A 23,205-nucleotide genomic window follows, 5' to 3' on the forward strand; every position below is an offset into this window, starting at 1 on the left:
GTGCTGCTCGCACATGGTGTACACACCACACCGTAATCTGCCACTCGTGGATCATTCGACGGCGCTGCTGACCGACCGCTACGAACTCACCATGCTCCAGGGTGCCCTCACGGCCGGCACCGCGGAGCGTCGGGCGATCTTCGAGGTGTTCGCCCGGCAACTGCCGAACGGCCGTCGTTACGGCGTCGTCGCCGGCGCGGGCCGGCTGCTCGACGCGCTGGAGTCGTTCCGGTTCGGCGGACCGGAGCTGGAGTTCCTCGCCTCCCAGGGCATCGTCGACGAGCCGACCGCCGCGTGGCTGGAGTCCTACCGGTTCTCCGGGAACATCTGGGGCTACGCGGAGGGCGACTGCTACTTCCCCGGCTCGCCGATCCTCGTCGTGGAGGGCAGCTTCGCCGAAGCGGTGATCCTCGAGACACTCGCGCTGTCGATCCTCAACCATGACTGTGCGATCGCCTCCGCCGCCTCCCGTATGGTGCACGCCGCCGCCGACCGTCCGCTCATCGAGATGGGATCCCGGCGCACACACGAGATGGCCGGCGTGGCCGCCGCTCGCGCAGCCTACCTCGCCGGCTTCCGATCCACGTCCAATCTGGAAGCGGGGCGCACCTACGGGGTTCCGACCGCCGGCACCAGCGCGCACGCCTTCACCCTGCTGCACGACAGCGAACGCCACGCCTTCCAGGCGCAACTCGACGCGCTCGGCGCGGCGACGACCCTGCTCGTCGACACCTACGACGTCGCCCGCGCGGTCGCGGTCGCCGTCGAGCTCGCCGGGCCGGAGCTCGGCGCCGTCCGGATCGACAGCGGCGACCTGCAGGAGATGGCGCGCGAGGTGCGCGTACAGCTCGACGCGCTCGGCGCGCCCAAGACCCGGATCATCGTCACGGGCGACCTGGACGAATACTCGATCGCCGCCCTCGCCGCCTCCCCCGTGAACGGCTACGGCGTCGGCACCTCACTGGTCACCGGATCCGGCGCGCCGACCGCGTCGCTCGTCTACAAGCTGGTGGCCCGCGCCCAGTCCGACGACGGGCCGCTGCGCCCGGTCGCCAAGCACTCGGTCGGCAAGCCGAGCAAGGGCGGCCGCAAGTGGGCGGTCCGCCACCGCGACGAGAACGGCAGGGCCATCTCCGAGGTCGTGTCGACGAGCGAGCCGGCCCCCGGCCCGTACGACCGGCCGCTGCTGACGCCCCTCGTCGTCGACGGCGAGGTCGTCGGCCGCGAACCCCTCGCCGAGGCCCGCGCCCGCCACGAGCGCGCCCTGGCGGAGCTCCCCCCGTCGGCGTTCCAGCTCTCCCGCGGCGAGACCGCCATCCCGACGACCTTCGTCAACGGCTCCTGACCAGGCCCCGGCGGCGCGGAGCGGTGCCGGGGCCGCCGGACGGAAGCCACCATGATCACCGGCGCATGCTGCGCCTCTATGCGCAGCATGCGCCAAGGATCAGCCGACATCCTTCGGCGTCAGTCCTCCACGGGCTCGTCGAGCCAGATGAGGCGAACGTCATCGCGCCGGGCCAGCAGCCGCCGCGCGTGGTCCGCGCTCCCGGTGCGGAGGAACCTCTGGAACGAGTCGTCGACCGGGAGATAGGCGATCGCCTCGTCGCCGAAGTCCAGCCCCCATCCGACGACGGCGCCATCGTCGTGCTGGATGTCCAGCAGCCCGAGAGCGAACCGACGCGGTGCCGTCTCGGCCGACAGTTCGACAAGCTCGGCGAGCAGACGCTGCTCGCCGCACTCCTGAGACCCGTCTCTCGTTACCTCGCCCATCATGACCCCGTTTCCGCGACGCCTGCGGTTCCCCGTCGGCAGCGTTTCTCGTGTTGCCGAAACAGTGACAGCACAGAGTTATGATCGCAACACTTTCCGCGACAATCGCCTGAGTGCGAGGTACCGGCGCCTCTAAGGTCGACGAGAAGGATCAGCGGAGGAGGCGGGCGATGCCGAAACGACCGGCGACCGTACGGGCCCGAGGTCTCGGTGCCGAGCTACGCGAACTGCGGGAGCAGAGCCGCTTAACGACTCGTGAGGTCGCCAAGCGGCTGGACTGGTCGGCGAGCACCGTCAGTCGCACGGAGACCGGCCAGCGCAACATCAGCAGCGAGGACGTCGCCGCACTGCTCGCGTTGTACGGCGTAACCGGCAAGGAACGCGACCGACTCCTGACACTGGCCCGTGAGGCCGACCAGCCTGGGTGGTGGGAGACCCGGCACCCGGGCCTCCCCAGCCAACTCACCGCTTTGATCGGCTTCGAGTCCCAGGCCGCCCAGATCACCGACGTGGCCCTCGTTGTACTCCCTGGGCTCTTGCAGACTGCCGACTATGCCCGCGCAGTGATGGACGCAGCGGGCATTCCGGCGATGCAGGCTGAGACCAGAGTCGCCACCCGGCTCGGCCGACAGGCAGCGCTCAGCCGTCCGAATCCGCCTGGTTATCTTGCGATCCTGGACGAGGCGGTCCTACGTCGCCCGATCGGCGGTCGAACGACCATGGCGGCACAGCTCCGCCACGTACTAACGATCATCGAGCGACCAAACGTCGAGGTCATGGTGGTTCCCCATGATCGAGGCGCACACGCCGGGCTCGCGGGCTCCTTCGTACTTCTGACGTTCCCCAAGGCGCCGGCGATCGTGCATCTCGAACACAAACGCTCATCCCTGTTCCTCGACGAGCCGGAGGATGTCGCAGCCTTCATCAAGGCCGCGCACTTGCTCCGAGACGTCGCGTTTGATCCCATTCGTTCAGCTGAGTTCATCGCCACGGTGGCCACCGAGTACGAAAGCTGAGGGAACCCATGGATCTCCCGGGCGCGGTATGGCGCAAGTCTGATCACAGCGCCGAGGAGACTAACTGCGTAGAAGTCGCGGTGGTCCGACACGCGGGCCAGTGATGACCTGACGGCCTCTTGCGAACGCTGCGTCCCAAAACGGAGCGACCACCAGTGGTCATGCGCAACTCGGTCTCTCGGCCCGTTACCGCATCCGCCCCCCGTTGAGTTCGGGAGGATCGCCCATTCCCGGTGCCATGTAACGGCAACTTTCCCGAACTCAACGTTGGGTTCACGCCGGGGTGAGGGCCGGGTGAGGGCGGGGGCAGGGTTGGAAGCGGGCCAGGTAGGCGAAGGTCGGGCCGCGCCGTTCCTCCAGGTGGAGGCCTGCCGCGTCGGCGAGGCCGTGCAGCCGGCCGAACGGGATCCAATGGCGGTCGAAGAACTCCCCGACCACGAGACGGCCTGTCGGCGCCAGCACCCGGGCGGCCTCGTGGAGGACCCGGTCCGGTTCGGGGATCTCGCCGAGCGCGGTGACGAGGTACACCGCGTCGAACGTGTCGTCCGCGAACGGCAGCGTACGGGCGTCCGACTCGGTCGCGGTGATGGTGTCGATGCCGCACTCCTTCGCGCGGCGGGTCACGTGGTCGAGCATCTCCGGCTGGATGTCCACGACGTCGAGCCGCCCGTCCGGGCCGAGCTGCGGTGCGACGTGCAGCGACTGCAGACCTGTGCCGGGACCGACCTCCAGGATGCGCTCGCCGGGCCGGGGCCGGAGCACCTCGTCGAGACGGCCGCAGGTGAGGTAGGGCAGCGGGATGTCGAGCAGGCCGCGCTGGGCGTACGGGTAGGGGGCCTTGTCGCCGAACCACCACGCGGCGGCCGCCGCGCCACCGGCGGCGGCCAGTCCCCAGCGGGTACGACGAGCGGTCAGTACGGTCATGCTTCCTCCGGTGAGTCGTGATGGTGAGAAGCCGGGGCGTCAGGCGCTCCGGGGAAGGATCGCGCCGGGATCCCGGCGCGGGAACGTCCTGATGGCCAGGACGGCGCACGTGATCGCCAGGGGCAGCTCCGGGAAGACCGCCATCGCCACGGCCGTGGCCCGGTCGCCGCCCGGCGTTGCCGTGACCACGTCGAACCAGGCGTCCACGACCGGCAGCGGTGCGGTCGCGGCAGCCGCCAGGCAGCCTCGAGGGTCACGCCGCCCGAGAAGCGCGCCCGTGGTGATCAGGCTGAGCGCCTCCAGACCGTCGAACCCCGCCCATGCGGTCGACCAGTGCGCGGCGACCGCCGTGGCCGGGAGCCCGAACGCGAGCACGAACAGCCACGGGACCAATCCCAGTCCGGCCCCGATCAGTACGAGCGCCGGCCAACGCGGCCTGTCCCGCCGCCGGTCCGGGCGGACCGGCACGGGAGGCGGGGAAAGCGAGGGAACAGGAGTGGTCACCGAGTCGCTCTCCTTGTAGGTGCCATGCTTTTTGCGTCGGCGCCAGGCCGCGGAGGCCATGTCCTCCGTGCCTCGAACGTAGAAGGGCCGTCAGGCATCCGGCGTCGTCCTGATCGCCGATCTTCGGCACGCCCGCGCGACCAAAGATGTGGTCACGCGCGGACGGCTCAGCCGGGCACGTGGAACAACTGCCGGGCTGTGAAAGGGCGGTACCAGGCGGATCGGCACCGGGGCGAAAGGGGCTGGAGGGGTCAGTACGCGGAACGGGCTACGGCACCGGCACTACCCTTCCGGGGACGCCCAAGTGGCGTTCCGGAGAAGGGTGCCCTTCTCCGGTGTCGATCACGAGCGGCAGGGCCTACCTGGGCAACGTGTTGGTCCACTCGGCCGCGTCGACCTTCGACGTACCGCTCGCGTTGTGATCGGCGTCGCCGAAGGCGGAGTTGAGCAACCGCGAGGTCGCCGGATCGAGGACCATTCTCGACCAGCCATCGTGGAAGGAGATCTGCAGGCCCACCCCGCCCTTCACCGGACCGAGGTTCTTGACCTCCGGGAGCTTGGCGAGTGCCCGGAAGGCGGCCGCGCGGACCGCAGGCGGAGCCGGCGTCATCTCGAGAAGACTGGATATCCCTCCGATGAGGACCTCGTCCACGGACATTCCTCCCTTGTCGACAGGCTTGCCGACAAGCCGCATCAAGTCGCTGTGCCGGGTGATGTAGGTCTTCAGCGCGGTCGGGTCGGCCGGTAGCCGCTGGATCTGCTCGAAGCTCAGCTTGGTCGTCCCCACGAAGAAACCGTTGTTCCAGGTTCCGCTGTGGGGGCCTCCGTTCTCCTTGACCGGGCTGGTCGGAGAACCCTCCCTGACCCAGGATCGACCGTCGCGCCGGGTCCACGTCTCGATCACCGACGCTCCCGTGTCGGTGTCGCCCTTGGAGGTTTTGGTGTACACCGTCTTGACGTGCCAGTAGATGCCGGAGGCCGCGGGCGCCTTCTCCGCGGTGGTCGCGGCGGCGAGGAGGATCTGCCGGCCGGACAGCGGCGACTGCGCGGCCGTGGACGGTGGGCTGTTGGGGTGGGCGGTGGTCGTCGTTCCGGTCGAGGTGACGAGGATCGCGGTCGCCGCCGTCGCGGCGGTGAGGCCGAGGCCGCCGGCCAGCCAGCCGATCCTGCGCTTGCGGACCGGGCCGCCGCGCATCGTGTTCTGCAGCCGGTGCCGGCTCCGGTCGGCCGCCTCCTGGGACGGCTCCGGGCTCCCGAGCGCCGTCGCGAGCATCTTCAGTTCATCCATTGATTGCCTCCTTGAGCTTCTTGCGGGCGCGGTTGAGCCGGGAGCCGACCGTGCCGGCGGAGATCCCGAGGGCCTGGGCCACCTCGTCGTAGCTGAACTGGCTGAGGGCGACGAGCAGGACGACGTCGCGCTCGCCCTGCGACAGCCGGGCCAGGGCCCTGACCAGCTGCGGCTGCAGGGCGGTGGCGGCCACCGAGGCGAGGACGCGGTTCTCGTGGCTGTCGGCGGCCGGCTCGGCACCCGTGCGTGCCAGCGCCTTGTAGTGCCGTGCCTCTTTGCGCCGGTGGCGTGCCACGAGGTTCGTGGCGATGCCGAACAGCCAGGGCCGCAGGCCACCGCGCCGGGGATCGAACCGGTCGCGGTCGCGGAACGCCACGCAGAACGTCTCGGCGGCGATGTCCTCCGCCGTCTGCGCGTCGAGCCGCCCGGCCGCGTACAGGTAGATGTCGCGGAAGTACCGGTCGTGGACGGCGGTGAACCGGTCCGGATCCCGGCGGAACCCGTCGGCGAGCTCGGCGTCGCTCGCTTGCTCGCCCACGTCGGCGGTCACGTCCGTGTCTCCGTCATGCGGTACCTCCTGGGTGAGGGGATGAAACGGTCACCCATGCTTCGCCGCACCCCGGAATCGTCTTCCCTACCGCTTCGGGGGATCGTGGAGGGACGTGGAGAAATCCTGGGCGTGACCGATGATGTTTCCGGGCCCGGCGGGGTAGCTTCCCTCTTGGAGGCATACATGAGCACGGCGCTGATCATCGTGGATGTGCAGAACGACTTCTGTGAGGGCGGATCGCTCCCCGTGAAGGGTGGAGCGGCCGTCGCCACGGCGATCTCGACGTACGTCGACGACAACCGCCGGGCGTACGCGCACGTCGTCGCGACCAGGGACTTCCACCTGGACCCGGGCGAGCACTTCTCCGACGATCCCGACTATGCCGGCACCTGGCCGCCGCACTGTGTGATCGGCACACCGGGCGCCGACTTCCACCCGAACCTCGACCTGGCGCCGATCGAGACGGTCTTCAGCAAGGGCGAGCGTAAGGCCGCCTACAGCGGGTTCGAGGGCGCCGCCGATGACGGCACGCCGCTGGGCGAGTGGCTGCGCAAGCGGGAGATCGACTCGGTGGACATCGTCGGCATCGCCACCGACCACTGCATACGCGCCACCGCCCTGGACGCCGTACGGTCCGGGCTCACCACCAGGGTGCTGCTGGGCATGACGGCCGGCGTGGCGGAGGAGACCGTCGAGCGGGCGCTGGGCGAGATGGGCGCCGCGGGCGTCGAGCTGTCCGGGCAGCCGGTCGTCCTGAAATGACGACGCGGGGGGCGTTCACCCGCGTGTCGTGATCGCTGGGTACGTTTCGAGGTATGCGGAACCCGATACTGCTCGTCATGGGCGTCTCCGGCAGCGGCAAGACGACCATCGGCGCGATGCTGGCCGGCCGGCTCGGCTGGAGGTACGGCGAGGCGGACGACTTCCACCCGCTCGCGAACGTCGAGAAGATGCACGCCGGCCTTCCGCTGACGGATGAGGACCGCTGGCCGTGGCTGCGGGCCCTCGGTGCGTGGATGGGCGAGCAGACCGATCCGGCGGTGGTGACCTGCTCGGCGCTGAAGCGCAAGTACCGGGACCTGCTCCGCGAGGACCGCCCGGACCTCCGGCTGATCTACCTCGACGGCAGCAAGGAGCTGATCTCCGCCCGCCTCACCGCGCGGCACGGGCACTTCTTCCCCAAGCAGCTCCTGGAAAGCCAGTTCGCCGATCTCGAACCGCCTCAGGAGGGCGAGGACGCGCTGGTCGTCTCGATCGACCAGCCGTTGGAGAAGATCGTCCAGGAGATTTACGAACGTCTCGGCCTGCCGGCGGACGCGGCCCCGAGTCCCGGTGAGACCGATTCGGGGCGGGGCCGGTCCTGATCCGCGGGGCGGGACAGGTCAGTCGCGGACGCGGGGCATCGGGCGGGTGGCCCACTCACGGAGCTTGGCGATGCGATTGCGGACGTCCTCGCTGCTGGCCTGCGCGCTGGGCGGCCCGCCGCAGACCTTGCGCAGCTCGGCGTGGATCACCCCGTGCGGCTGGCCCGTGCGGTGGTGCCACGCGCCGACGAGGTTGTTGAGCTCCTTGCGCAGCGTGTGAAGGTCCTCGGCCGCGGTGTGGTCCTCCGGGGTCGCCCCGCCGCTCTGGCCCTTGGTCCTGCGCTGCGCGGCCAGGTGCTCGGCCTGCCGCTGCTTCAGCAGCTTCGCGACCTGCTCCGGCTCCAGGAGGCCGGGGATGCCGAGGAAGTCCTCCTCCTCCGCCGATCCGGGCGCCGCGGACATGCCGAACTCGCCGCCGTCGAACACCACCCGGTCGAACGTCGCGGACGCCTCGACCGTCTCGAAGGGGATCTCCTCGCCGACGTCGGGGTTGTCGCGCTGCCGGTTCGCCTCGGCGAGCAGGTCGTCGTCGAGGCCGTCCTCGCGGACGGGCCGGTCGAGGACGTGGTCGCGCTCGGTCTCCATCTCGGCCGCGTGCCCCATCAGTGTCGGCACGGACGGCAGGAACACCGACGCCGTCTCACCGCGCTTGCGGTTCCGGACGAAACGGCCGATCGCCTGGGCGAAGAACAGGGGTGTCGAGGTGGACGTCGCGTAGACGCCGACGCAGAGGCGCGGGATGTCGACGCCCTCGGACACCATCCGCACCGCGACCATCCAGCGGTCCTCCGACGCGCCGAACTGCTTGATCTTCTTGCTCGCCGTGGGGTCGTCGGACAGCACGACGGTCGCCTTGGTGTTGGTGGTCTCCCGGATCATCTTCGCGTACGCCCGCGCCGCCTCGTGGTCCGAGGCGATCACCAGACCGCCCGCGTCGGGGACGCCCCGGCGCACCTCGGTGAGCCGCCGGTCGGCGGCGGTGATCACCTGCTTGATCCAGTCGCCCTTCGGGTCGAGGGCGGCCCGCCACGCCTGGGAGGTCTGGTCCTGGGTGAGCGGGTCGCTCAGGCTGGCGGTGATCTCGTCACCGGCGCGCGTGCGCCAGCGCATCTCCCCGGCGTACGCCAGGAAGATCACCGGGCGGACGACCCCGTCGGCGAGCGCCGGGCCGTAGCCGTAGATGTAGTCGGCGCGGCTGCGGCGGATGCCGTCGCGCCCCTCCTCGTACGTCACGAACGGGATCGGATTGATGTCGGTGCGGAACGGGGTGCCGCTGAGCGACAGCCGCCGGGCCGCCGGCTCGAACGCCTCGCGGATCGCGTCGCCCCAGGACCGGCCGTCGCCGGCGTGGTGGACCTCGTCGAGGATCACCAGCGTCTTCTGCGTCTCGGTGCGGTTGCGGTGCAGCGCGGGATGCGCGGCGACCTGGGCATACGTCACCGCGACGCCCACGAAGTCCTTGGCCGTACGGCCCTGGGAGTTCTTGAACTCCGGGTCGATCTTGATGCCGACGCGGGCCGCGGAGTCGGCCCACTGTCGCTTCAGGTGCTCGGTCGGGCAGACGACGGTGATGCGCGCGATGGCCTTGCGGTTCAACAGCTCGGCCGCGAGCCGGAGTGCGAACGTCGTCTTACCGGCGCCGGGGGTCGCGACCGCCAGGAAGTCGCGCGGGCCGGTGCGGAAGTATTCCTCCAGGGCCTGCTGCTGCCAGGCACGCAGCGCTGTCGCGGTGCCCCAGGGTGCCCGATCGGGCAGCGCGGGTGGGGTGTCTGATGCGGCGAACGTGCTCACGGTGAAAGAAGGCTACCTTGACCGACCGACAGGACGGGCCCGCCCTCCCGAGGTGTCCGAGACGTTTGAAGCCCCTGTTACCGACGTCACCTCCGGTCCAGCGGTGTGTCCCGCCTGGTGCGCCGCCCGGCACGTCACCGGTATCGCGCCTGGCCGGCGGCCGGCACGGCGCCGATCCGGTAGGCGGCCCACATCGTCCGGATCCGCAGGCCCTGGCCTGGAGTGAACTCCCGCATGCAGCTGTCGAAGCCGTAGTCCATGAAATTGTGCACCGGGTCGGCGCCGGGCGCCGGGCACGTGTCCTTGGCGGCCGGGCAGCCGATGGTGGGCAGCGCCTCGTACGGCGTGTCGTCGACGCCGTCGCCCGGCGGCTGGCAGCCGTTCTCGAACGTGTGGAAGAGCCCCAGCCAGTGCCCGATCTCGTGCACCGCGGTGAGCCCGCGGTCGAAGTGCGGGAACGGGCCGCCGGGGAGGCTCCGGTAGTCGACCACGACCCCGCCGAGGCCCGGGCGGTCACGCGCCCACTGCGGGAACGTCGAGAAGCCGAGCATCTCGGAGCCCACCGCGGCCGTGTACAGGTTGAGCGTGCCGAACCCGCCCCGGGCGAGCGCCGACTCGATCGGCACGCGATGGTCGTGCGGCCGCTCGAACCACTGCGCGTTGGTCGTCACGTCCACGCCGTCGAGGCGGAAGGACACCCCCGTGTCGGCGCCCGCCGAACTCTTCGACGCGGACCGCGCCGCGCCTCCGGCACCCGCGAGCCGCCCGCCGTACGAGGCGTTGAGGACGGCCACCTGCTGGTCCACGGCGGAACGGGAGAGCCGGCCGTACCGGCCGTCGGTGAGGACGTGGAATCGCAGCGGGATCACGACCCGTGCGGGGACGCGATGTGCGGCGGCCAGGGCGCGCTCGTCTGCGACGCCGTACCGCGCGCGGAGCGCGTCGGTGAAGTCGCGCAGCATCGCCCGCGCCTGCTCCGGGGTGAGGGCGTCGCCGTCGGCGGGTCGCGTGGACCGGGCCGCCGACGTGCGGCGCGCGCAGGCCGCCGCCGTCCCGTGCACCGGCTGGACGCGCGCGCTCCCGGGCACGGCGGCACACGACGCGATGATGACTCCGAAGAGCCCGGTCAGACCTCTCCGTCTCATGGCGATCCCCCCGAGACGGAGAGGCTAGCTTTCACGCCGTCAGGCGTGACCCGACGCGCGGGCCCTTCACGCCGATTTGACGATCATTCCTGGCCGTCGCCGCGGGACATCGACTCGTAGATCTCCTTGCACTCCGGGCACACCGGATACTTCTTCGGATCGCGGTTGGGCACCCACACCTTGCCGCAGAGCGCGATCACGGGAGTGCCGCTGACGGCACTCTCCATGATCTTGTCCTTCTGCACGTAGTGCGCGAACCGCTCGTGATCACCGTCGCCATGGGAGAGATCAGGCCTGGTGTCGCTCTCAGGAAGGATCTTCGTACTCACGTGCTCAGTTTAGTGACGGATCCTCGGGAAACGTCGCGACGAACGCGAGTTCCCCGCCCTGGCGGCGAAGAACGGCGGGCCACAGGCCGTCCGGATCCTCGGCGAAGACATCTCCGGACTCCGCCGGAAGGACGTACCACGCGCCATCGTCGACCTCCGACCGAAGCTGGCCGGTCCCCCAGCCGGCGTATCCGGCGAAGACCCGGAACCGCGCCACCTCCGGTGCGAGGATCTCCGGCGGGACGTCCAGGTCGACGAGGCCGACTCTGGCCACCGCCGGGCTGCCGTTCAGCGCCCGCCAGCCGAGCGGCTCGTCGGTGCCCGGCACGTGCGCCAGGGCGAGCGCGCTGTCGAGCGCCACCGGCCCTCCCTGGAACACCACCGAGGGACCGGTCACCAGCTCCGACCAGGGCGGTAGTACCTGATCGACCGGAACCTCGGTGGGCCGGTTGAGCACGACACCGAGCGTGCCGCCCTCCGGCTCGTGCTCCACGATCAGGACCACGCTGCGCCGGAAGTTCGGGTCGGCCAGCTGTGGCGTCGCTACGAGCAGCCGGCCGGTGGAAATGCCGTCGTCCATGCCTTCATCATGCTTTGCTCAGGGGTGGAGGGAACACAGGACGGTCGGGTCCGTCGGTTACGTACGCGAGGAGCGTGGGTAATCGGCAGAATACCGGCGTAGATCATCACCCCCCGGAGGATGCGATGCCGCTGTCGAGGGTCGCGATCGCGGCCGTGTTCTTCATCGTCGGGGCGTTGATCGTCTTCCCGATGCTCACCGACTCCTCGTCGCCCTCCCGGGCGGCCAGCAGCACCCCCAGCGCCAGCGTCTCCGCGACCGTCAGCCCGAGCCCGACGAAGAGCTCCCACCGGCCGACGCACAAGGCGTCCCCCACGCACACCTCGACGCGGCACTCGACCACGGAGTCGATGCCCACCGCCGGCACGTCCTCGCCGCTCAAAGTCCAGATCAGCAAGGTCCGGTGCCCCGGCCGGACGGTCCAGGTGGCGGTCGTCAACACCAGCGCGCAGGCCGAGGACTACGCCATCCTGACCGACGGGTCGATCTCGGTGGCGGACCGCATCCCGGCGGGGGCGACCCGCAGGTCGACCGTCAACGTCAAAGAGGACCGCACCACGACCGTCGCCGTGACCTGGCGCAACCTGCCGGTGCAGAGCGCCGACCGCCACGCGAACTGCGTGCGCAAGACGCCGAACCAGACACTGCCCCACACCGGCCCCGACAGCGGAATGATCGTCGCGCGGGTCGCGACCGGCATCGCCGCCATGCTCACCGGCATCGTCATCTTCTGGTACGGCCGTCAGTGGCCGCGCCGCCGCGGCAAGATGTTCGACCAGTAGACGGCGCCCGCTCAGGATCCGACCGCGTTGGAGCACCGCGCGGAATGGGCGCCGGACGCGAGCCCGGCGGTCCATTCCGCGCAGGCTCTTACTTCGCCGACTCGGCGGCCTTCTGGACGGCGGCGGCGACGGCGTGGGCGACGTCCGGGTGGAAGACGCTCGGCACGATGTAGTTCGGGCCCAGCTCCTGGTCGGTGACGACGCCGGCCAGGGCCTGCGCGGCCGCGTGGAGCATGTCGAGCGTGACCGTACGGCCCTGCGCGTCCAGCAGCCCGCGGAAGACACCGGGGAAGGCCAGCACGTTGTTGATCTGGTTGGGGTAGTCGCTGCGGCCGGTGGCGACCACGGCGGCGTGCTCGCGCGCGGCGGCCGGGTCCACCTCCGGGTCGGGGTTGGCCAGCGCGAAGACCACCGCGTCGTCGTTCATCGTGGCGATGTCGTCGCCGCTGAGGATGCCCGGGGCGGAGACGCCGATGAAGACGTCGGCCCCGCGGACGGCGCCGCGCAGGTCGCCGTCATAGCCCTCGGGGTTGGTGTTGTCGGCGATCCAGCGCAGCGAGTCGTCGAGGTCGTCACGGCCGGTGTGCACCGCCCCGTGGTAGTCGCAGACGACCATGTGCTTGGCGCCCGCGTGCATGAGCAGTTTGAGCACGGCGTTGCCGGCCGCGCCCGCGCCGGCCATGGCGATGCGCACGTCGGCCAGGTCCTTGCCGACGACCCGCAGGGCGTTGGTCAGGGCGGACAGCACGACGATCGCGGTGCCGTGCTGGTCGTCGTGGAAGACGGGGATGTCCAGCAGGTCGCGGAGCCGCCGCTCGACCTCGAAGCAGCGAGGCGCGGAGATGTCCTCCAGGTTGATCCCGCCGAACGCCGGCGCGATGATCTGCACCGTGCGGACGATCTCGTCGGTGTCCTGCGTGTCGAGGCAGATCGGCCAGGCGTCGATGCCGGCGAACCGCTTGAACAGCGCCGCCTTGCCCTCCATGACCGGCAGGGCCGCCTCCGGCCCGATGTTTCCGAGGCCGAGCACCGCGGACCCGTCGGTGATCACCGCGACGCTGTTGCGCTTGACGGTCAGCCGCCGGACGTCTTCGGGGTTGCGGGCGATGGCGAGCGACACCCGCGCGACGCCGGGGGTGTACGCCATCGACAGCTCGTCGCGGTTGCGCAGGGGCACCTTCGACTGCATCTCGATCTTTCCGCCGAGGTGCATCAGGAAGGTGCGGTCGCTCACCTTGTGGATCGAGACGCCGTCCAGCCCCTCCAGGGCGTCGACGATCTCCTGGGCGTGCTCGGTGTCGCGAGTGGCGCAGGTGACGTCGATGCGGAGCCGGTCGTGACCGGCCGGGGTCAGGTCGAGCGCGGTGACGATGCCGCCCGCCTGCTCCACCGCTGCGGTGAGCTGGCTGACGGCCTTGCCGCCCGCGGGGACCTCGAGGCGGACGGTGATCGAATAGGACACGCTCGGCACGGTGGCCACGTCAACTGCTCCTTTGTGAGGCGAAGACTCCGCACGCCAATGGTGTCATCCCTGCGTACGGAGGTCATGGCGAGGTCAGCTGATCGCGTGCGCCGCCGTCACCACGATGTCGGCACAGGCAGCCGCGGCCAGCCGCGTACTGTCGATTACCAGATGATAAAGGCCTGGATCGGCGGGATCCGCCCGGTAGAAATGTTTGACGTACGCGGTGCGCGCCCGGTCGTTGTCGACGAGGAGGCGCTCGGCCTCCGCGGCGGAGATCTCCATCGACTCCTGGACGCGGGCGATCCGGCGGGCGCGGGGACCGTCGAGGCGGACGTGCAGCGTGGCGGGGTGGCCCGCGAGCACCATCTGCGCGGCCCGGCCGAGGATCACCGCCCCCTCGCCCCGGTCGGCGATCTCCTTGATCACCTGCTCGGTGCGGTGGACGAACTCCTCCTCGAGGACCACGCCGCGCTGCGGGAGGTAGACGTCCATGCCGCCGAGCGTGACGTTCGGCAGGCGCGCCGCGTTGGCCAGGATGCGGCCCAGCCCGTGCTCGGCGCGGTCGTCGTGGACGAGCGCCTCTTCGAGCGTGCAGCCGATGTCGGCCGCCACGGTGTACGGGATGGCCCGGTCGACGAACGGCACGCCGAGGCGCTCGGCGACGGCGGGGCCGATGACGCTGCCACCCGCCCCGAACGTCGCGGAGATCGTGACGACTCCGGCCATCACCCGCTCATCTCCGTTGGACCAATCTCAGAACAGCGCCGAGGCGAGTTTTCTCCGCGCGCGGGTCACGCGCGGGTCGTCCGGCGGAAGGACCTCGAACAGCGACAGCAGGTGCTTGCGGGCCGTCTCCCGCTCGTCGCCCGAGGTGCGGCGCACGGCGGCGATGAGGCGGTCGAACGCCTCATCGACCCGCCCTTCGACCAGTTCGAGGTCGGCGACCTTGGCCTGGGCGGCCGCGTCGTCGGGACGGGCTTCGGCGTCCGCGCGCACCGCCGCCGGTTCGTAGGACTGGGTGCGGCGCTGCAGGTCGACCAGGGCGAGACCGCTCTTGGCGAACGGGTCGTTCGGCCTGGTCTCCAGGATCCGCCCGAATGCCTGGGCGGCGCCTTCCAGGTCCCCCCGCTGCAGGGCGGCCTCGGCCTCGACGTCCAGCGGATCGGCGGCCGGCTCCTGGACGCCGTCGGCCTCCTCGCCCTCGGGCAGCAGGCCCTGCTCGCGGAGCGCCGCGAACAGCTGGTCCAGCACCTGACGCACCTGCGGCTCGGGCGCGGCGCCGTTGAGCACGGGGAGCATCTGGCCCGCGACCACGGCCGCGACGAAGGGGATGCCCTGGACGCCCATCCGGGAGAGCTGCTGGCCGAGTGCCGGGTTCGCGTCGATGTCCACCTTGGCGAGCACCCAGCGGCCCCCCGCCTCGCGGGCGAGCTTCTCCAGGATGGGGCCGAGCTGCTTGCACGGCTGGCACCAGTCGGCCCAGAAGTCGACGAGGACCGGCACGCTGCGGGACCGGTCGACGACCTCGGTGTTGAACGTCGCGTCGGTCACGTCGATGACGTGAGAAGAGTCTTCCGAAGGTCCCGAGGCGGGGCGCTGCTGCTGCTGTTTCTGGGCCGCGGCACGCCGCGCACCGAGGTCGATCGCGCCGTGCAACGAGAAGTCCGATGACGTCATGTGTCCATCCTGCCGCATGCACCGCCGAACGAATACGCGCGGCCGCCAGGTGATCGACCGAACACGCTCAATGATCAGGCGAACACGGCCAGTGGCCGGGTAGCACCTCGGGTGCTACATCGTCGGGGGCCCGACCGGCTCCGGCGTCAGAAACGGGCCGGTTCCGCGTAGTCGCCCCACTCCTCCCGCAGCACGCCGCAGATCTCGCCGAGGGTCGCCTCGACCCGTACGGCGTCCAGCATGGCCGGGATCAGGTTGTCGTCGGTCCGGGCGACCTCGATCATCCGCCGCAGCGCCGCGTCGACCGCCGCCTGGTCCCGCGCCCCGCGCCGCTCGGCCAGGAGCCGGTTCTGCTCCCGCTCGACCTCGTGGCCGACCCGAAGGATCTCCAGGGGCTCCTCGATGCTCTGCGTGTGGCAGTTCACCCCGACGATCTTCTTCTCGCCCTTCTCCAGCTGCTGCTGGTACGTGAACGCGGCGTCGGCGATCTCGGCCATGAACCAGCCGTCCTCGATGCCGCGCAGGATGCCGCCGGTCATGGAGCCGTCCGGGCTCATGTCCTTGATCCGCGCGAAGATCCGTTCGGCCTCCTCCTCGAGGCGGTCGGTCAGCGCCTCGACGTACCAGGAGCCGCCGAGCGGATCCACGACGTTGACCACACCGGTCTCCTCCATGATCACCTGCTGGGTCCGCACGGCGATCTCGGCGGCCTTCTCGCTCGGCAGCGCCAGCACCTCGTCGAGGGCGTTGGTGTGCAGGGAGTTCGTGCCGCCGAGCACGGCGGCGAGCGCCTCGACGGCGGTGCGCACGACGTTGTTGTCGGGCTGCTGCGCGGTGAGCGACACCCCGGCGGTCTGGGTGTGGAACCGCAGCCACTGCGCCTTCTCCGACGTCGCGCCGTACACGTCGCGCAGCCGGCGCGCCCAGATCCGGCGCGCCGCACGAAACTTGGCGATCTCCTCGAAGAAGTCGATGTGGGAGTCGAAGAAGAAGGACAGACCGGGAGCGAACGTGTTGACGTCGAGCCCTCGCGACAGGCCCAGCTCGACGTAGCCGAAGCCGTCCGCCAGCGTGAAGGCCAGTTCCTGGGCGGCCGTCGAGCCGGCCTCCCGGATGTGGTAGCCCGAGACGCTCAGGGGCTTGTACGCGGGGATGTCGGCGGCGCAGAACTCCATCAGGTCGCCGATGAGGCGCAGGTGCGGCTCCGGCGCGAAGAGCCACTCCTTCTGCGCGATGTACTCCTTGAAGATGTCGGTCTGCAGGGTGCCGTCGAGGCCGTGGACGTCTGCGCCCTGCCGCTCGGCCGCCACGAGGTACATGCAGAAGATCGGCACCGCGGGCCCGGAGATCGTCATCGACGTCGTGATGTCGCCCAGCGGGATCCCGTCGAACAGGACGTCCATGTCGGCGGCGGAGTCGATGGCGACACCGCAGTGGCCGACCTCGCCGAGGGCCCGGGGGTCGTCGGAGTCACGGCCCATGAGCGTCGGCATGTCGAAGGCGACCGACAGACCACCGCCGCCCGCGCCGAGGATCATCTTGTACCGCTCGTTGGTCTGCCGGGCGTTGCCGAAGCCCGCGAACTGCCGGATGGTCCAGGTGCGTCCCCGGTAGCCGGTGGCGTACAGGCCGCGCGTGTAGGGGTACTCGCCCGGCCAGCCGATGCGCTCGAACCGCGGATCGGCGGCCGGTGGCCCGTACACCGGGTCGACCTCGACGCCGGAGAGCGTGGTGAAGTCGGCGTCGCGTCGGCGGGAGGCGTCGAACCTCTGCTGCCAGCGACGGCGGCCCTCTTCGATGTCCATGAGCACTCCTCAGGCCGGTGGCTCTCCCTAGATACTAGGATGTCCTAGTATCTCGTCGCCCACCACTCCCCGGCCGCTCACATCGAGCATCCTCAGTCCGTGAAGTCGCCGACGGCGACGCGGAGACCGCGGAGCGCGTCGAAGATCTTCTCCAGCTCGGCGGCGTCGGACGCGCCCATGGCGAAGTCGGCGGCGAGGAGGTCGGCCGTGGCGCGTTCCACGGTCTCCCGGCCGCTGTCGGTGATCTCCGCGAGCACGCCGCGGCCGTCGCGGGGGTTGGGACGGCGCCGGACGTACCCCTGACGCTCCAGCCGGTCGATGGTGTTGGTGACGCTCGTCGGGTGCACCATCAGCCGCTCGCCCATCTTCGACAGGGGCAGCGCGCCCTTCCGGCTGAACGTCAGCAGCACCAGCGCCTCGTACCGGGCGAAGGTGAGGCCGTACGGCTTGAGCAGAGCGTCGAGCTCGGCGATGAGGATGGCCTGCGCCCGCATGATCGAGGTCACCGCGAGCATGGCGGGCGACCGCCCCCAGCGACGCTCCCAGAGATCTCCGGCGCGGGCGATCGGGTCGAAAGGCAGGTTGAGCGGCTTGGCCACTCACATACGCTATCGCCTGACCGGCCCGAGATCCGCCGAATCACGCTTCATATCACCGGGCTCGCTCTGCAAATCCCGCGAATCAGTCGCAATCCCGGCGGCCGACTAAGGAACGCCGACGCGCATCATCAAGGCAAGTTATAGTTCCTTTGTCGACGCGTGCGGCCGACGGCAAAGAGGGGCGTCCGCGCAACCGTTCATCGCAGTGACCGCCCCCTGCCATCGCGCACGCGTCGCCAATTCGGGGGGTAATTATGATCGGGGATTTTTCCGCGATCGTGGCACGGGGCCTGGGGATCCGCCGCGGGAGGCGGTGGATCCTGCGTCCCACCACGTTCGATGTGACACACGGTGTCGTGGGCCTGGCCGGCCCGGCCGGCCTGGGCAGGTCGGCGCTGCTCGAGACGCTGGCGACCCTGCGCCGCCCGTCCGCGGGCGATCTGGAGGTGCTGGGTCACGACGTGACCCGGCGGGCCGGACGGCGCGCGGTGCGCGCCCGGATCGGCCTGCTGCCCGCGCGATTCGCCTGGGTGTCGGGGTTGTCGACCCGCGACTTCGTGGCCTACGCGTCCTACTACAAATGCACACCCCGCCGGGCGGTCGACGCGATTCTGGAGCGATTCGGGCTCAGCGACGCCGCGGCGCTCGAAATGGACATGCTTCCGCAAGATCTGCGATTGCGCGCCGGACTGGCCGCCACGTGTGTGCACGAGCCGGAGCTCGTCTTTCTCGACGAGCCGCTCACCGGCATCGGCGATTCCGAGCGAGAAGAACTGATCCCGCTGCTGCGGGGCCTGGCCCCGACGGTGGTGGTCACCGCCGCCGATCCGGCGGAGCTCGCGGGGTGGTGCGATCGAGGCTTCAACATGGTGCGGGGGCGCCTCATCGAGTCGCCGGGCGTCCCCCTCCCCCGGGCTCGGGTTCCGGCCGGTGTCTGACCTTGGGCGGGTGCTGCGGATCGACGCTCGCCGTACGGCCTTGTTCCTGGCCGTGCCGGCGCTCTCGTTCCTCGGTGCCGTGGCCGCGTGGCGGGCGCTGCTGCCCGGCGTCGCCTACTGGGACGACGCCGTGGCGGCGCTGTTCTCGTCGGTGTGCCTGCTGGGGCCGGCGTCGGCGGGGTTCGCCGCGTGGGTCGCCCTGCGCGAGCACCGTCTCGACTACCTGCGGGGCCTGACCGCCCGCTCACCCGCCCTGGGTCCGCTGCTCGACCTGCTCCTGCTGGGGATCGTCACGCTCTGCGCGTACGCCGTCGTGGCCCTGGTCGTCGCCGCCAAGACGATGATCCATGTGGAGGCGGGCCATCCGAAGCCGATCGGGCCGCTCGCCGGTGCGCTCACCCTGCTCGTGTACACCGTCATCGGCTATCTCGCCGGCCGCCTGGTCCCCCGCCTGCCGACGCCCGCGGCGGTCGCGGTGGTCACCTACCTGTGGGGCGCCGCCCGCCCCGACGCCTGGGCGGACCTGCTGCCGCCCCCGGGGGTCGGGCACGTCGGGCTGTTCGCCGCGCTGCGCACCGAGCTGCTCGCGGGTCAGGCGCTGTGGTCGTTCGGGCTCGGCACGGTCCTGGTCACCGGCTACCTGTGGGCGCTCACCCGGCACGCCTGGCTGGCCCTGCCGACGGTCGCGGCGGCGGGCGTCGTCGCGGGCACCACACTGTGGCTCCACGGGCAGCAGCGCGTCCCGCCGGTCGTGCCACGCGCCTTCGCGTACGCCTGCCGCCAGTGGCCGCTCACCGTCTGCGTGCACCCGGCGCTGCGCACGGCCCTGCCGTCGCTGGAGGCCGGGCTGACGCCCCTCGCCACGCGCCTGAGCGGCACCCCTGGGCGCTTCGTCCGGGTCGAGCACCGGCCCGACAACGACTTCCCCCGGCCCGGCCACGGCGTCGTCTACATCCACCTGAGCGACCTGTCCCCGGGGTACGCCCACCGCGCGGAGCAGGAGATCGAGATCAGCCTGCTGGACGCGCGCACCTGCGGCGACCCCCGCCACGCCGTGGGCGCGCGCTACGGCGCCCTGGTCTCGGCGTGGCTGCTCGACGAGGCCCCGCCGCGGCCGGCCGACGCGGCGGCCACCCGCGCCTTCGCTCGCTGGGACGAGCAGCGGCGGCGCCGGTGGCTGCGCGCCCACTACGCCCGGTACCACTCCTGCACCCTGCGCGCCCGGGATTTCCGCGAGCCATGAGCCGCGCGAACAACGTGCTCTTTCTCCGGGTATTCACTATCGTCGGGCCGTGGACTGGAGCCTGCTGAAGTGTGCCCGCGCGGGGCACGTGACCTACGCCCCCGACGAGCCGGCGCTGCAAGATCGGCTGCACGTGGCCACGCCGGCCGGTGAGGCCTGGCGCTGCCTGCGGTGCGGCGCCTACGTCCACGGCGAGCCACACGACCGGGGCCCCGCCGACCGAGCCCCGCTCATCATGCGCGGCCGGGAGCTGCGCAGCGAGCTGATCATGCGCTTCTTCGCCGTCGAGCGCGTGATCCGCGGGCTGGTGATCATCGCGGCGGCGTACGGCGTGTGGCGTTTCTCGGCCAACCGCGGATCGATCCAGCGGGCCTTCGAGAAGGACGTCCCGCTGCTGAAGCCGTTCGCGAGGCAGGTCGGCTGGGACCTCGATCACTCCCGCATCGTCGAGAGCATCCGCCACGTCTTCACGCTCAAGTCCGAGACGCTGACCTGGTTCGCGGTCGGGCTCCTGGCGTACGCCCTGATCGAGATCGTCGAGGCGGTCGGCCTCTGGCTGGGCAAGCGGTGGGGCGAGTACTTCGCGGTGGTCGCCACGTCGTTCGGCCTGCCGCTGGAGATCTACGAGCTCACGGAGCGCATCACGGCCGTCCGCGTCGGCGCGCTGGTGATCAACCTCGGGCTGGTCCTGTACCTCCTGATCTCCAAGAGGCTCTTCGGCATCCGCGGCGGCAAGGAGGCCTTCGAGGCGCACCGGCGCGGCGCGTCGCTCATCGAGGTCGAGCAGGCGGCCGCGGCCCCGCACGCCGAGACCGCCGGCTAGGCGACCGGCGCCACCGAACAGGCGACGGGCGAGGGCGCGCGCACTCGACGTCGCGGCCAGTATGAACGGACGGCCAGGTCACACGCATGTGCCGTCGCGGCCCCGCGAACCGTGGATGAGTCAGTCCCTTCCGGGGTAATGATGCCGTGCTTAGCCGATACCCCCAGAGGTGAGACGAATGGTGCGACCGGAAGCCCCCAAGGACGAACCGGCATCCCGACGGCCGCGCCGACCGGGCATGCGCTCGATCGCGTTCATCGTCGTGCTCCTCGCGCTGGCGTACGCCGTGCTGCAGGCCGTGCACGCACTCCCGCACTGGCTCGACCCCTTCAGCGAGAAAACCAAGGACCGCAGCGGTCCCGCCGTCCTGCGGTCGATCCAGAACATCTCCCGCTACGAGGCCGCGACGGGCGACTTCCAGGTCATCGTGGACCTCGAGAAGGACGCGAGTTTCCTGCCCGGCTCCATCCGGGGCCAGCGGACCCTCTTCGTGGGCACGGGAAGCGTCGACGCCTATGTCGACTTCTCCCACTTGGGGAACGGAGCCGTCACGACCGACGAGAAGCGCACGTCGGTGACGATCCGGCTGCCGCACGCCCGGCTCGAGAACACCAATCTCGATCCGAAACGCAGTTATGTCTTCGCCCAGCAACGCGGTCTGTTCGACCGAATCGGGGATTTCTTCAGCTCGAATCCGAATCAACAGCAACAGCTGTACACGCTGGCCGCACAGAAGATCCAGGGCGCTGCGGGGTCCAGCGGCCTGGCGGGCCGGGCCGACACGAACACCAAACAAATGATCATGAACCTGATGCGCGGTTTGGGCTTCAAAAACGTTACGGTGATTTACCCCACATCACCGTGATCTTACCGAGACGGCCCACGGGGAATAGCACTACGAAAGGGCCGGTTACGGATAAATCGGGGTGATCGCTGTGTCCGTAGCAGGCACGTCCACTCTTCGTCGCAGACCCACCTGGCCGCTCGCCCTGCCGATCGCGGCGGCCGCGGTGGCCGTCGCGCTCCCGGCCGTGGGCGGCTCGACGCCCGAACGCCCGGCCCACCTCGTCATCGGTGAGCTGTTCCCGAACGGCCAGGAGCTCCTCCTGGCGCTGATCCTTCTCGCCACCGCGCGCGGCGTGCTCCTGCGCCGCCGGGTCGCGTACTACGTCATCCTGCTGCTCACCGGCCTGTCGGCCCTCGACGCCCTGAGCACCCGGCAACTCGGCCGCCTGGTCCTCCTCACCGTCGCCCTCACCGCCTTCGTACGGTTCCGCGGGGAGTTCACGACCTCGCCCAGCCGACTGCGCACCGCCGTCCGCGCCGGCCTCATCACGTACGGCATCGCGATCGCGTACGGCCTCGCCGTCATGATCCTCCAGTGGCACCAGATGACCCCCGGACCCACCCCCGGCGATGCGGGACGCGAGATCCTCGCCGGTCTGACCGCGTCGGGTCCCGGTCCCGTCCACTTCGCCGGCTCGGCCGACCACTGGTACGAGGCCAGCCTGGGCCTCATCGGCGGCGGCGCGCTGCTCGCCATGCTGATCACCATGCTCACGCCCGCGCCGCCGCCTCCGGCGGGCACCGAGGGCGAGCGGGCCGAGGCCGCACGCCTGGTCGACGACGAGGGCTCCGACACGCTCGCCCCCTTCGTGCTGCGCAGCGACAAGGCGTACGTCTTCAGCCCCGACCGGCGCGCCGTCATCGGATACCGCGTGCTGTTCGGCGTCGCCGTCGCGGGCGGCGACCCAGCGGGCGACCCGCGCTCCTACCCGGACGCGGTAGCCGAGTTCGCCACGCTGGCCGAGCGATCCGGGTGGCGGATGGCCGTGCTCGGGGCCCGCGCCGACCTGCTCGACCTGTGGCGCCCGTACGGCCTGCGGTCCATCGAGATCGGCGACGAGGTGCTGCTGTCCCCGAACGAGTTCGGCCTGAGCGGCCGGAGCATGCGCAACGTCCGGCAGGCGGTGCAGCGCACCCGCAACGCGGGCGTGACCACCGACGTCGCACGCGAAGGCGACCTGACCCCCGACGAACGCGCCCGGCTCCAGGCGGTCGCCACCGAGGCCATGGGCGGCGCCGAGGAACGCGGTTTCTCGATGAACCTCGACGACCTGCTGACGGGCCGGCACGCCTCCTCCGTCGTCGTGGTCTCCCGGGACTCCGAGGGCGCGCCGCTCGGCTTCCAGCGGTACCTGCCCAGCGCCTGCGGGCGGCGGCTGTCCCTCGACGCGATGCGCCGCGTCCCGAGCGCACCGAACGGACTCAACGAGCGGATGATCGCCGACGTCATGGCGTACGCCCGCGACCACGACATCGACGAGGTCTCCCTCAACTTCGCGGCGTTCCGCGAGCTGTTCGACACCGCCGAACGCGGCCCCCTGGAGCAGGGCGGCTATCGCCTGATCCACCTACTCGACCCGTTCATCAAGGTCGAGTCGCTCTACCTGTTCAACCGGAAGTTCCGGCCGCGCTACGTGCCGCGGGCGGTGGCCTTCCCGTCATGGGCGAGCATCGTGCCCGTCGCGGCGGCGCTCCTCACCCTGGAGTTCGGCCACCGGCGCCCGCCCCGCCCCCCCCCCCCCCCCCCCCCCCCCCCCCCCCCCCCA

General features: G+C 70.7%; 26 protein-coding genes. 11 read left to right on the forward strand and 15 right to left on the reverse strand.

The annotated features are described in order from the left end of the window. Positions 1 to 13 precede the first annotated feature (13 nt). Positions 14 to 1,345, forward strand: coding sequence for a nicotinate phosphoribosyltransferase (locus NE236_RS27720; protein WP_252845095.1), 1,332 nt, complete (start codon positions 14 to 16; stop codon positions 1,343 to 1,345). Positions 1,346 to 1,464: 119 nt separating this feature from the next. Here NE236_RS27720 and NE236_RS27725 read toward each other — a convergent pair whose 3' ends face one another. Then, positions 1,465 to 1,773 carry a hypothetical protein gene (locus NE236_RS27725; protein ID WP_252845096.1) on the reverse strand — a complete coding sequence of 103 codons (309 nt, stop codon included), beginning with the start codon at positions 1,771 to 1,773 and terminating at the stop codon, positions 1,465 to 1,467. 167 nt (positions 1,774 to 1,940) lie between these two features. Between NE236_RS27725 and NE236_RS27730 the strand changes: the two genes are divergently transcribed. Both NE236_RS27730 and NE236_RS45250 read left to right on the forward strand, forming a co-directional pair. Then, on the forward strand, positions 1,941 to 2,786 hold the full coding sequence (locus NE236_RS27730; RefSeq protein WP_252845097.1) for a helix-turn-helix domain-containing protein: 846 nt from the start codon (positions 1,941 to 1,943) through the stop codon (positions 2,784 to 2,786). A gap of 8 nt (positions 2,787 to 2,794) precedes the next feature. Beyond that, positions 2,795 to 2,890 (forward strand): DUF397 domain-containing protein, encoded by a 96-nt coding sequence (locus tag NE236_RS45250; RefSeq protein WP_372494446.1) that lies wholly within the window; start codon positions 2,795 to 2,797, stop codon positions 2,888 to 2,890. Positions 2,891 to 3,059: 169 nt separating this feature from the next. On the opposite strand, the gene NE236_RS27735 is transcribed toward NE236_RS45250, so the two are convergent. The 4 genes from NE236_RS27735 to NE236_RS27750 form a co-directional block, all read right to left on the reverse strand. Continuing rightward, positions 3,060 to 3,710, reverse strand: a complete 651-nt coding sequence (locus NE236_RS27735) for a class I SAM-dependent methyltransferase (RefSeq protein WP_252845098.1) — start codon at positions 3,708 to 3,710, stop codon at positions 3,060 to 3,062. A 39-nt stretch (positions 3,711 to 3,749) separates the two neighbouring features. Further along, on the reverse strand, positions 3,750 to 4,214 hold the full coding sequence (locus tag NE236_RS27740) for a hypothetical protein (RefSeq protein WP_252845099.1): 465 nt from the start codon (positions 4,212 to 4,214) through the stop codon (positions 3,750 to 3,752). Between the two features lie 358 nt (positions 4,215 to 4,572). Beyond that, on the reverse strand, positions 4,573 to 5,502 hold the full coding sequence (locus tag NE236_RS27745; protein WP_252845100.1) for a CU044_5270 family protein: 930 nt from the start codon (positions 5,500 to 5,502) through the stop codon (positions 4,573 to 4,575). Continuing rightward, on the reverse strand, positions 5,495 to 6,052 hold the full coding sequence (locus NE236_RS27750; RefSeq protein WP_252845101.1) for an RNA polymerase sigma factor: 558 nt from the start codon (positions 6,050 to 6,052) through the stop codon (positions 5,495 to 5,497). Before NE236_RS27750 ends, NE236_RS27745 begins: the two co-directional genes overlap by 8 nt. A gap of 183 nt (positions 6,053 to 6,235) precedes the next feature. Between NE236_RS27750 and NE236_RS27755 the strand changes: the two genes are divergently transcribed. Together NE236_RS27755 and NE236_RS27760 are read left to right on the forward strand one after the other, a co-directional pair. After that, positions 6,236 to 6,814 carry a nicotinamidase gene (locus tag NE236_RS27755; RefSeq protein ID WP_252845102.1) on the forward strand — a complete coding sequence of 193 codons (579 nt, stop codon included), beginning with the start codon at positions 6,236 to 6,238 and terminating at the stop codon, positions 6,812 to 6,814. 53 nt (positions 6,815 to 6,867) lie between these two features. Further along, positions 6,868 to 7,416: a gluconokinase gene (locus NE236_RS27760; protein ID WP_252845103.1), complete on the forward strand. Its 549-nt coding sequence runs from the start codon at positions 6,868 to 6,870 to the stop codon at positions 7,414 to 7,416. 18 nt (positions 7,417 to 7,434) lie between these two features. Here the strand turns inward: NE236_RS27760 and NE236_RS27765 are convergent, their stop codons facing one another. The 5 genes from NE236_RS27765 to NE236_RS27785 form a co-directional block, all read right to left on the reverse strand. Further along, positions 7,435 to 9,207, reverse strand: a complete 1,773-nt coding sequence (locus NE236_RS27765) for a DEAD/DEAH box helicase (RefSeq protein ID WP_252845104.1) — start codon at positions 9,205 to 9,207, stop codon at positions 7,435 to 7,437. A 134-nt stretch (positions 9,208 to 9,341) separates the two neighbouring features. Next, positions 9,342 to 10,352: a zinc metalloprotease gene (locus NE236_RS27770; protein ID WP_252845105.1), complete on the reverse strand. Its 1,011-nt coding sequence runs from the start codon at positions 10,350 to 10,352 to the stop codon at positions 9,342 to 9,344. A gap of 83 nt (positions 10,353 to 10,435) precedes the next feature. Continuing rightward, positions 10,436 to 10,681, reverse strand: a complete 246-nt coding sequence (locus NE236_RS27775; RefSeq protein WP_252845106.1) for a DUF3039 domain-containing protein — start codon at positions 10,679 to 10,681, stop codon at positions 10,436 to 10,438. A gap of 4 nt (positions 10,682 to 10,685) precedes the next feature. Continuing rightward, on the reverse strand, positions 10,686 to 11,261 hold the full coding sequence (locus NE236_RS27780; protein ID WP_252845107.1) for a YqgE/AlgH family protein: 576 nt from the start codon (positions 11,259 to 11,261) through the stop codon (positions 10,686 to 10,688). Between the two features lie 106 nt (positions 11,262 to 11,367). Then, positions 11,368 to 11,619, reverse strand: coding sequence for a hypothetical protein (locus NE236_RS27785; RefSeq protein ID WP_252845108.1), 252 nt, complete (start codon positions 11,617 to 11,619; stop codon positions 11,368 to 11,370). Here NE236_RS27785 and NE236_RS27790 point away from each other — a divergent pair. After that, positions 11,612 to 12,043, forward strand: a complete 432-nt coding sequence (locus tag NE236_RS27790; protein WP_252845109.1) for a hypothetical protein — start codon at positions 11,612 to 11,614, stop codon at positions 12,041 to 12,043. The two genes, NE236_RS27785 and NE236_RS27790, sit on opposite strands and share 8 nt — an antisense overlap. 88 nt (positions 12,044 to 12,131) lie before the next feature. Here NE236_RS27790 and NE236_RS27795 read toward each other — a convergent pair whose 3' ends face one another. The 5 genes from NE236_RS27795 to NE236_RS27815 all read right to left on the reverse strand — a co-directional run bounded on the left by NE236_RS27795 (position 12,132) and on the right by NE236_RS27815 (position 17,589). Further along, entirely contained in the window at positions 12,132 to 13,523 is a 1,392-nt protein-coding gene (locus NE236_RS27795; protein WP_252845110.1) for an NAD-dependent malic enzyme, read from the reverse strand. A 75-nt stretch (positions 13,524 to 13,598) separates the two neighbouring features. Continuing rightward, positions 13,599 to 14,234 (reverse strand): cytidylate kinase-like family protein, encoded by a 636-nt coding sequence (locus NE236_RS27800; protein WP_252845111.1) that lies wholly within the window; start codon positions 14,232 to 14,234, stop codon positions 13,599 to 13,601. A gap of 27 nt (positions 14,235 to 14,261) precedes the next feature. After that, entirely contained in the window at positions 14,262 to 15,185 is a 924-nt protein-coding gene (locus NE236_RS27805; RefSeq protein ID WP_252845112.1) for a tetratricopeptide repeat protein, read from the reverse strand. Between the two features lie 146 nt (positions 15,186 to 15,331). Further along, positions 15,332 to 16,990, reverse strand: a complete 1,659-nt coding sequence (gene icmA / locus NE236_RS27810) for a coenzyme B12-dependent isobutyryl-CoA mutase large subunit (RefSeq protein WP_252845113.1) — start codon at positions 16,988 to 16,990, stop codon at positions 15,332 to 15,334. A gap of 92 nt (positions 16,991 to 17,082) precedes the next feature. Next, positions 17,083 to 17,589, reverse strand: coding sequence for a MarR family transcriptional regulator (locus NE236_RS27815; protein WP_252845114.1), 507 nt, complete (start codon positions 17,587 to 17,589; stop codon positions 17,083 to 17,085). A gap of 341 nt (positions 17,590 to 17,930) precedes the next feature. On the opposite strand from NE236_RS27815, the gene NE236_RS27820 reads away from it, so the two are divergent. From NE236_RS27820 to NE236_RS44705, 5 genes are all read left to right on the forward strand, one after another. Next, on the forward strand, positions 17,931 to 18,527 hold the full coding sequence (locus NE236_RS27820; RefSeq protein ID WP_252845115.1) for an ATP-binding cassette domain-containing protein: 597 nt from the start codon (positions 17,931 to 17,933) through the stop codon (positions 18,525 to 18,527). After that, the gene (locus NE236_RS27825; RefSeq protein WP_252845116.1) at positions 18,520 to 19,770 is read left to right on the forward strand and encodes a hypothetical protein; all 1,251 of its coding nucleotides are present in this window, start codon (positions 18,520 to 18,522) and stop codon (positions 19,768 to 19,770) included. The genes NE236_RS27820 and NE236_RS27825 overlap by 8 nt, the downstream gene beginning before the upstream one ends. A 49-nt stretch (positions 19,771 to 19,819) precedes the next feature. Then, complete coding sequence (locus tag NE236_RS27830; protein ID WP_252845117.1) at positions 19,820 to 20,593, forward strand: DUF2127 domain-containing protein; 774 nt, start codon at positions 19,820 to 19,822, stop codon at positions 20,591 to 20,593. A 262-nt stretch (positions 20,594 to 20,855) separates the two neighbouring features. Then, positions 20,856 to 21,458: a DUF4230 domain-containing protein gene (locus tag NE236_RS27835; RefSeq protein WP_252845118.1), complete on the forward strand. Its 603-nt coding sequence runs from the start codon at positions 20,856 to 20,858 to the stop codon at positions 21,456 to 21,458. A gap of 70 nt (positions 21,459 to 21,528) precedes the next feature. Continuing rightward, positions 21,529 to 23,205 (forward strand): bifunctional lysylphosphatidylglycerol flippase/synthetase MprF (locus tag NE236_RS44705; RefSeq protein WP_252845119.1); only part of this gene is annotated, 1,677 nt, incomplete at its 3' end.

This window comes from Actinoallomurus purpureus (assembly GCF_024055795.1).
Classification (GTDB): Bacteria; Actinomycetota; Actinomycetes; order Streptosporangiales; family Streptosporangiaceae; genus Actinoallomurus; species Actinoallomurus purpureus.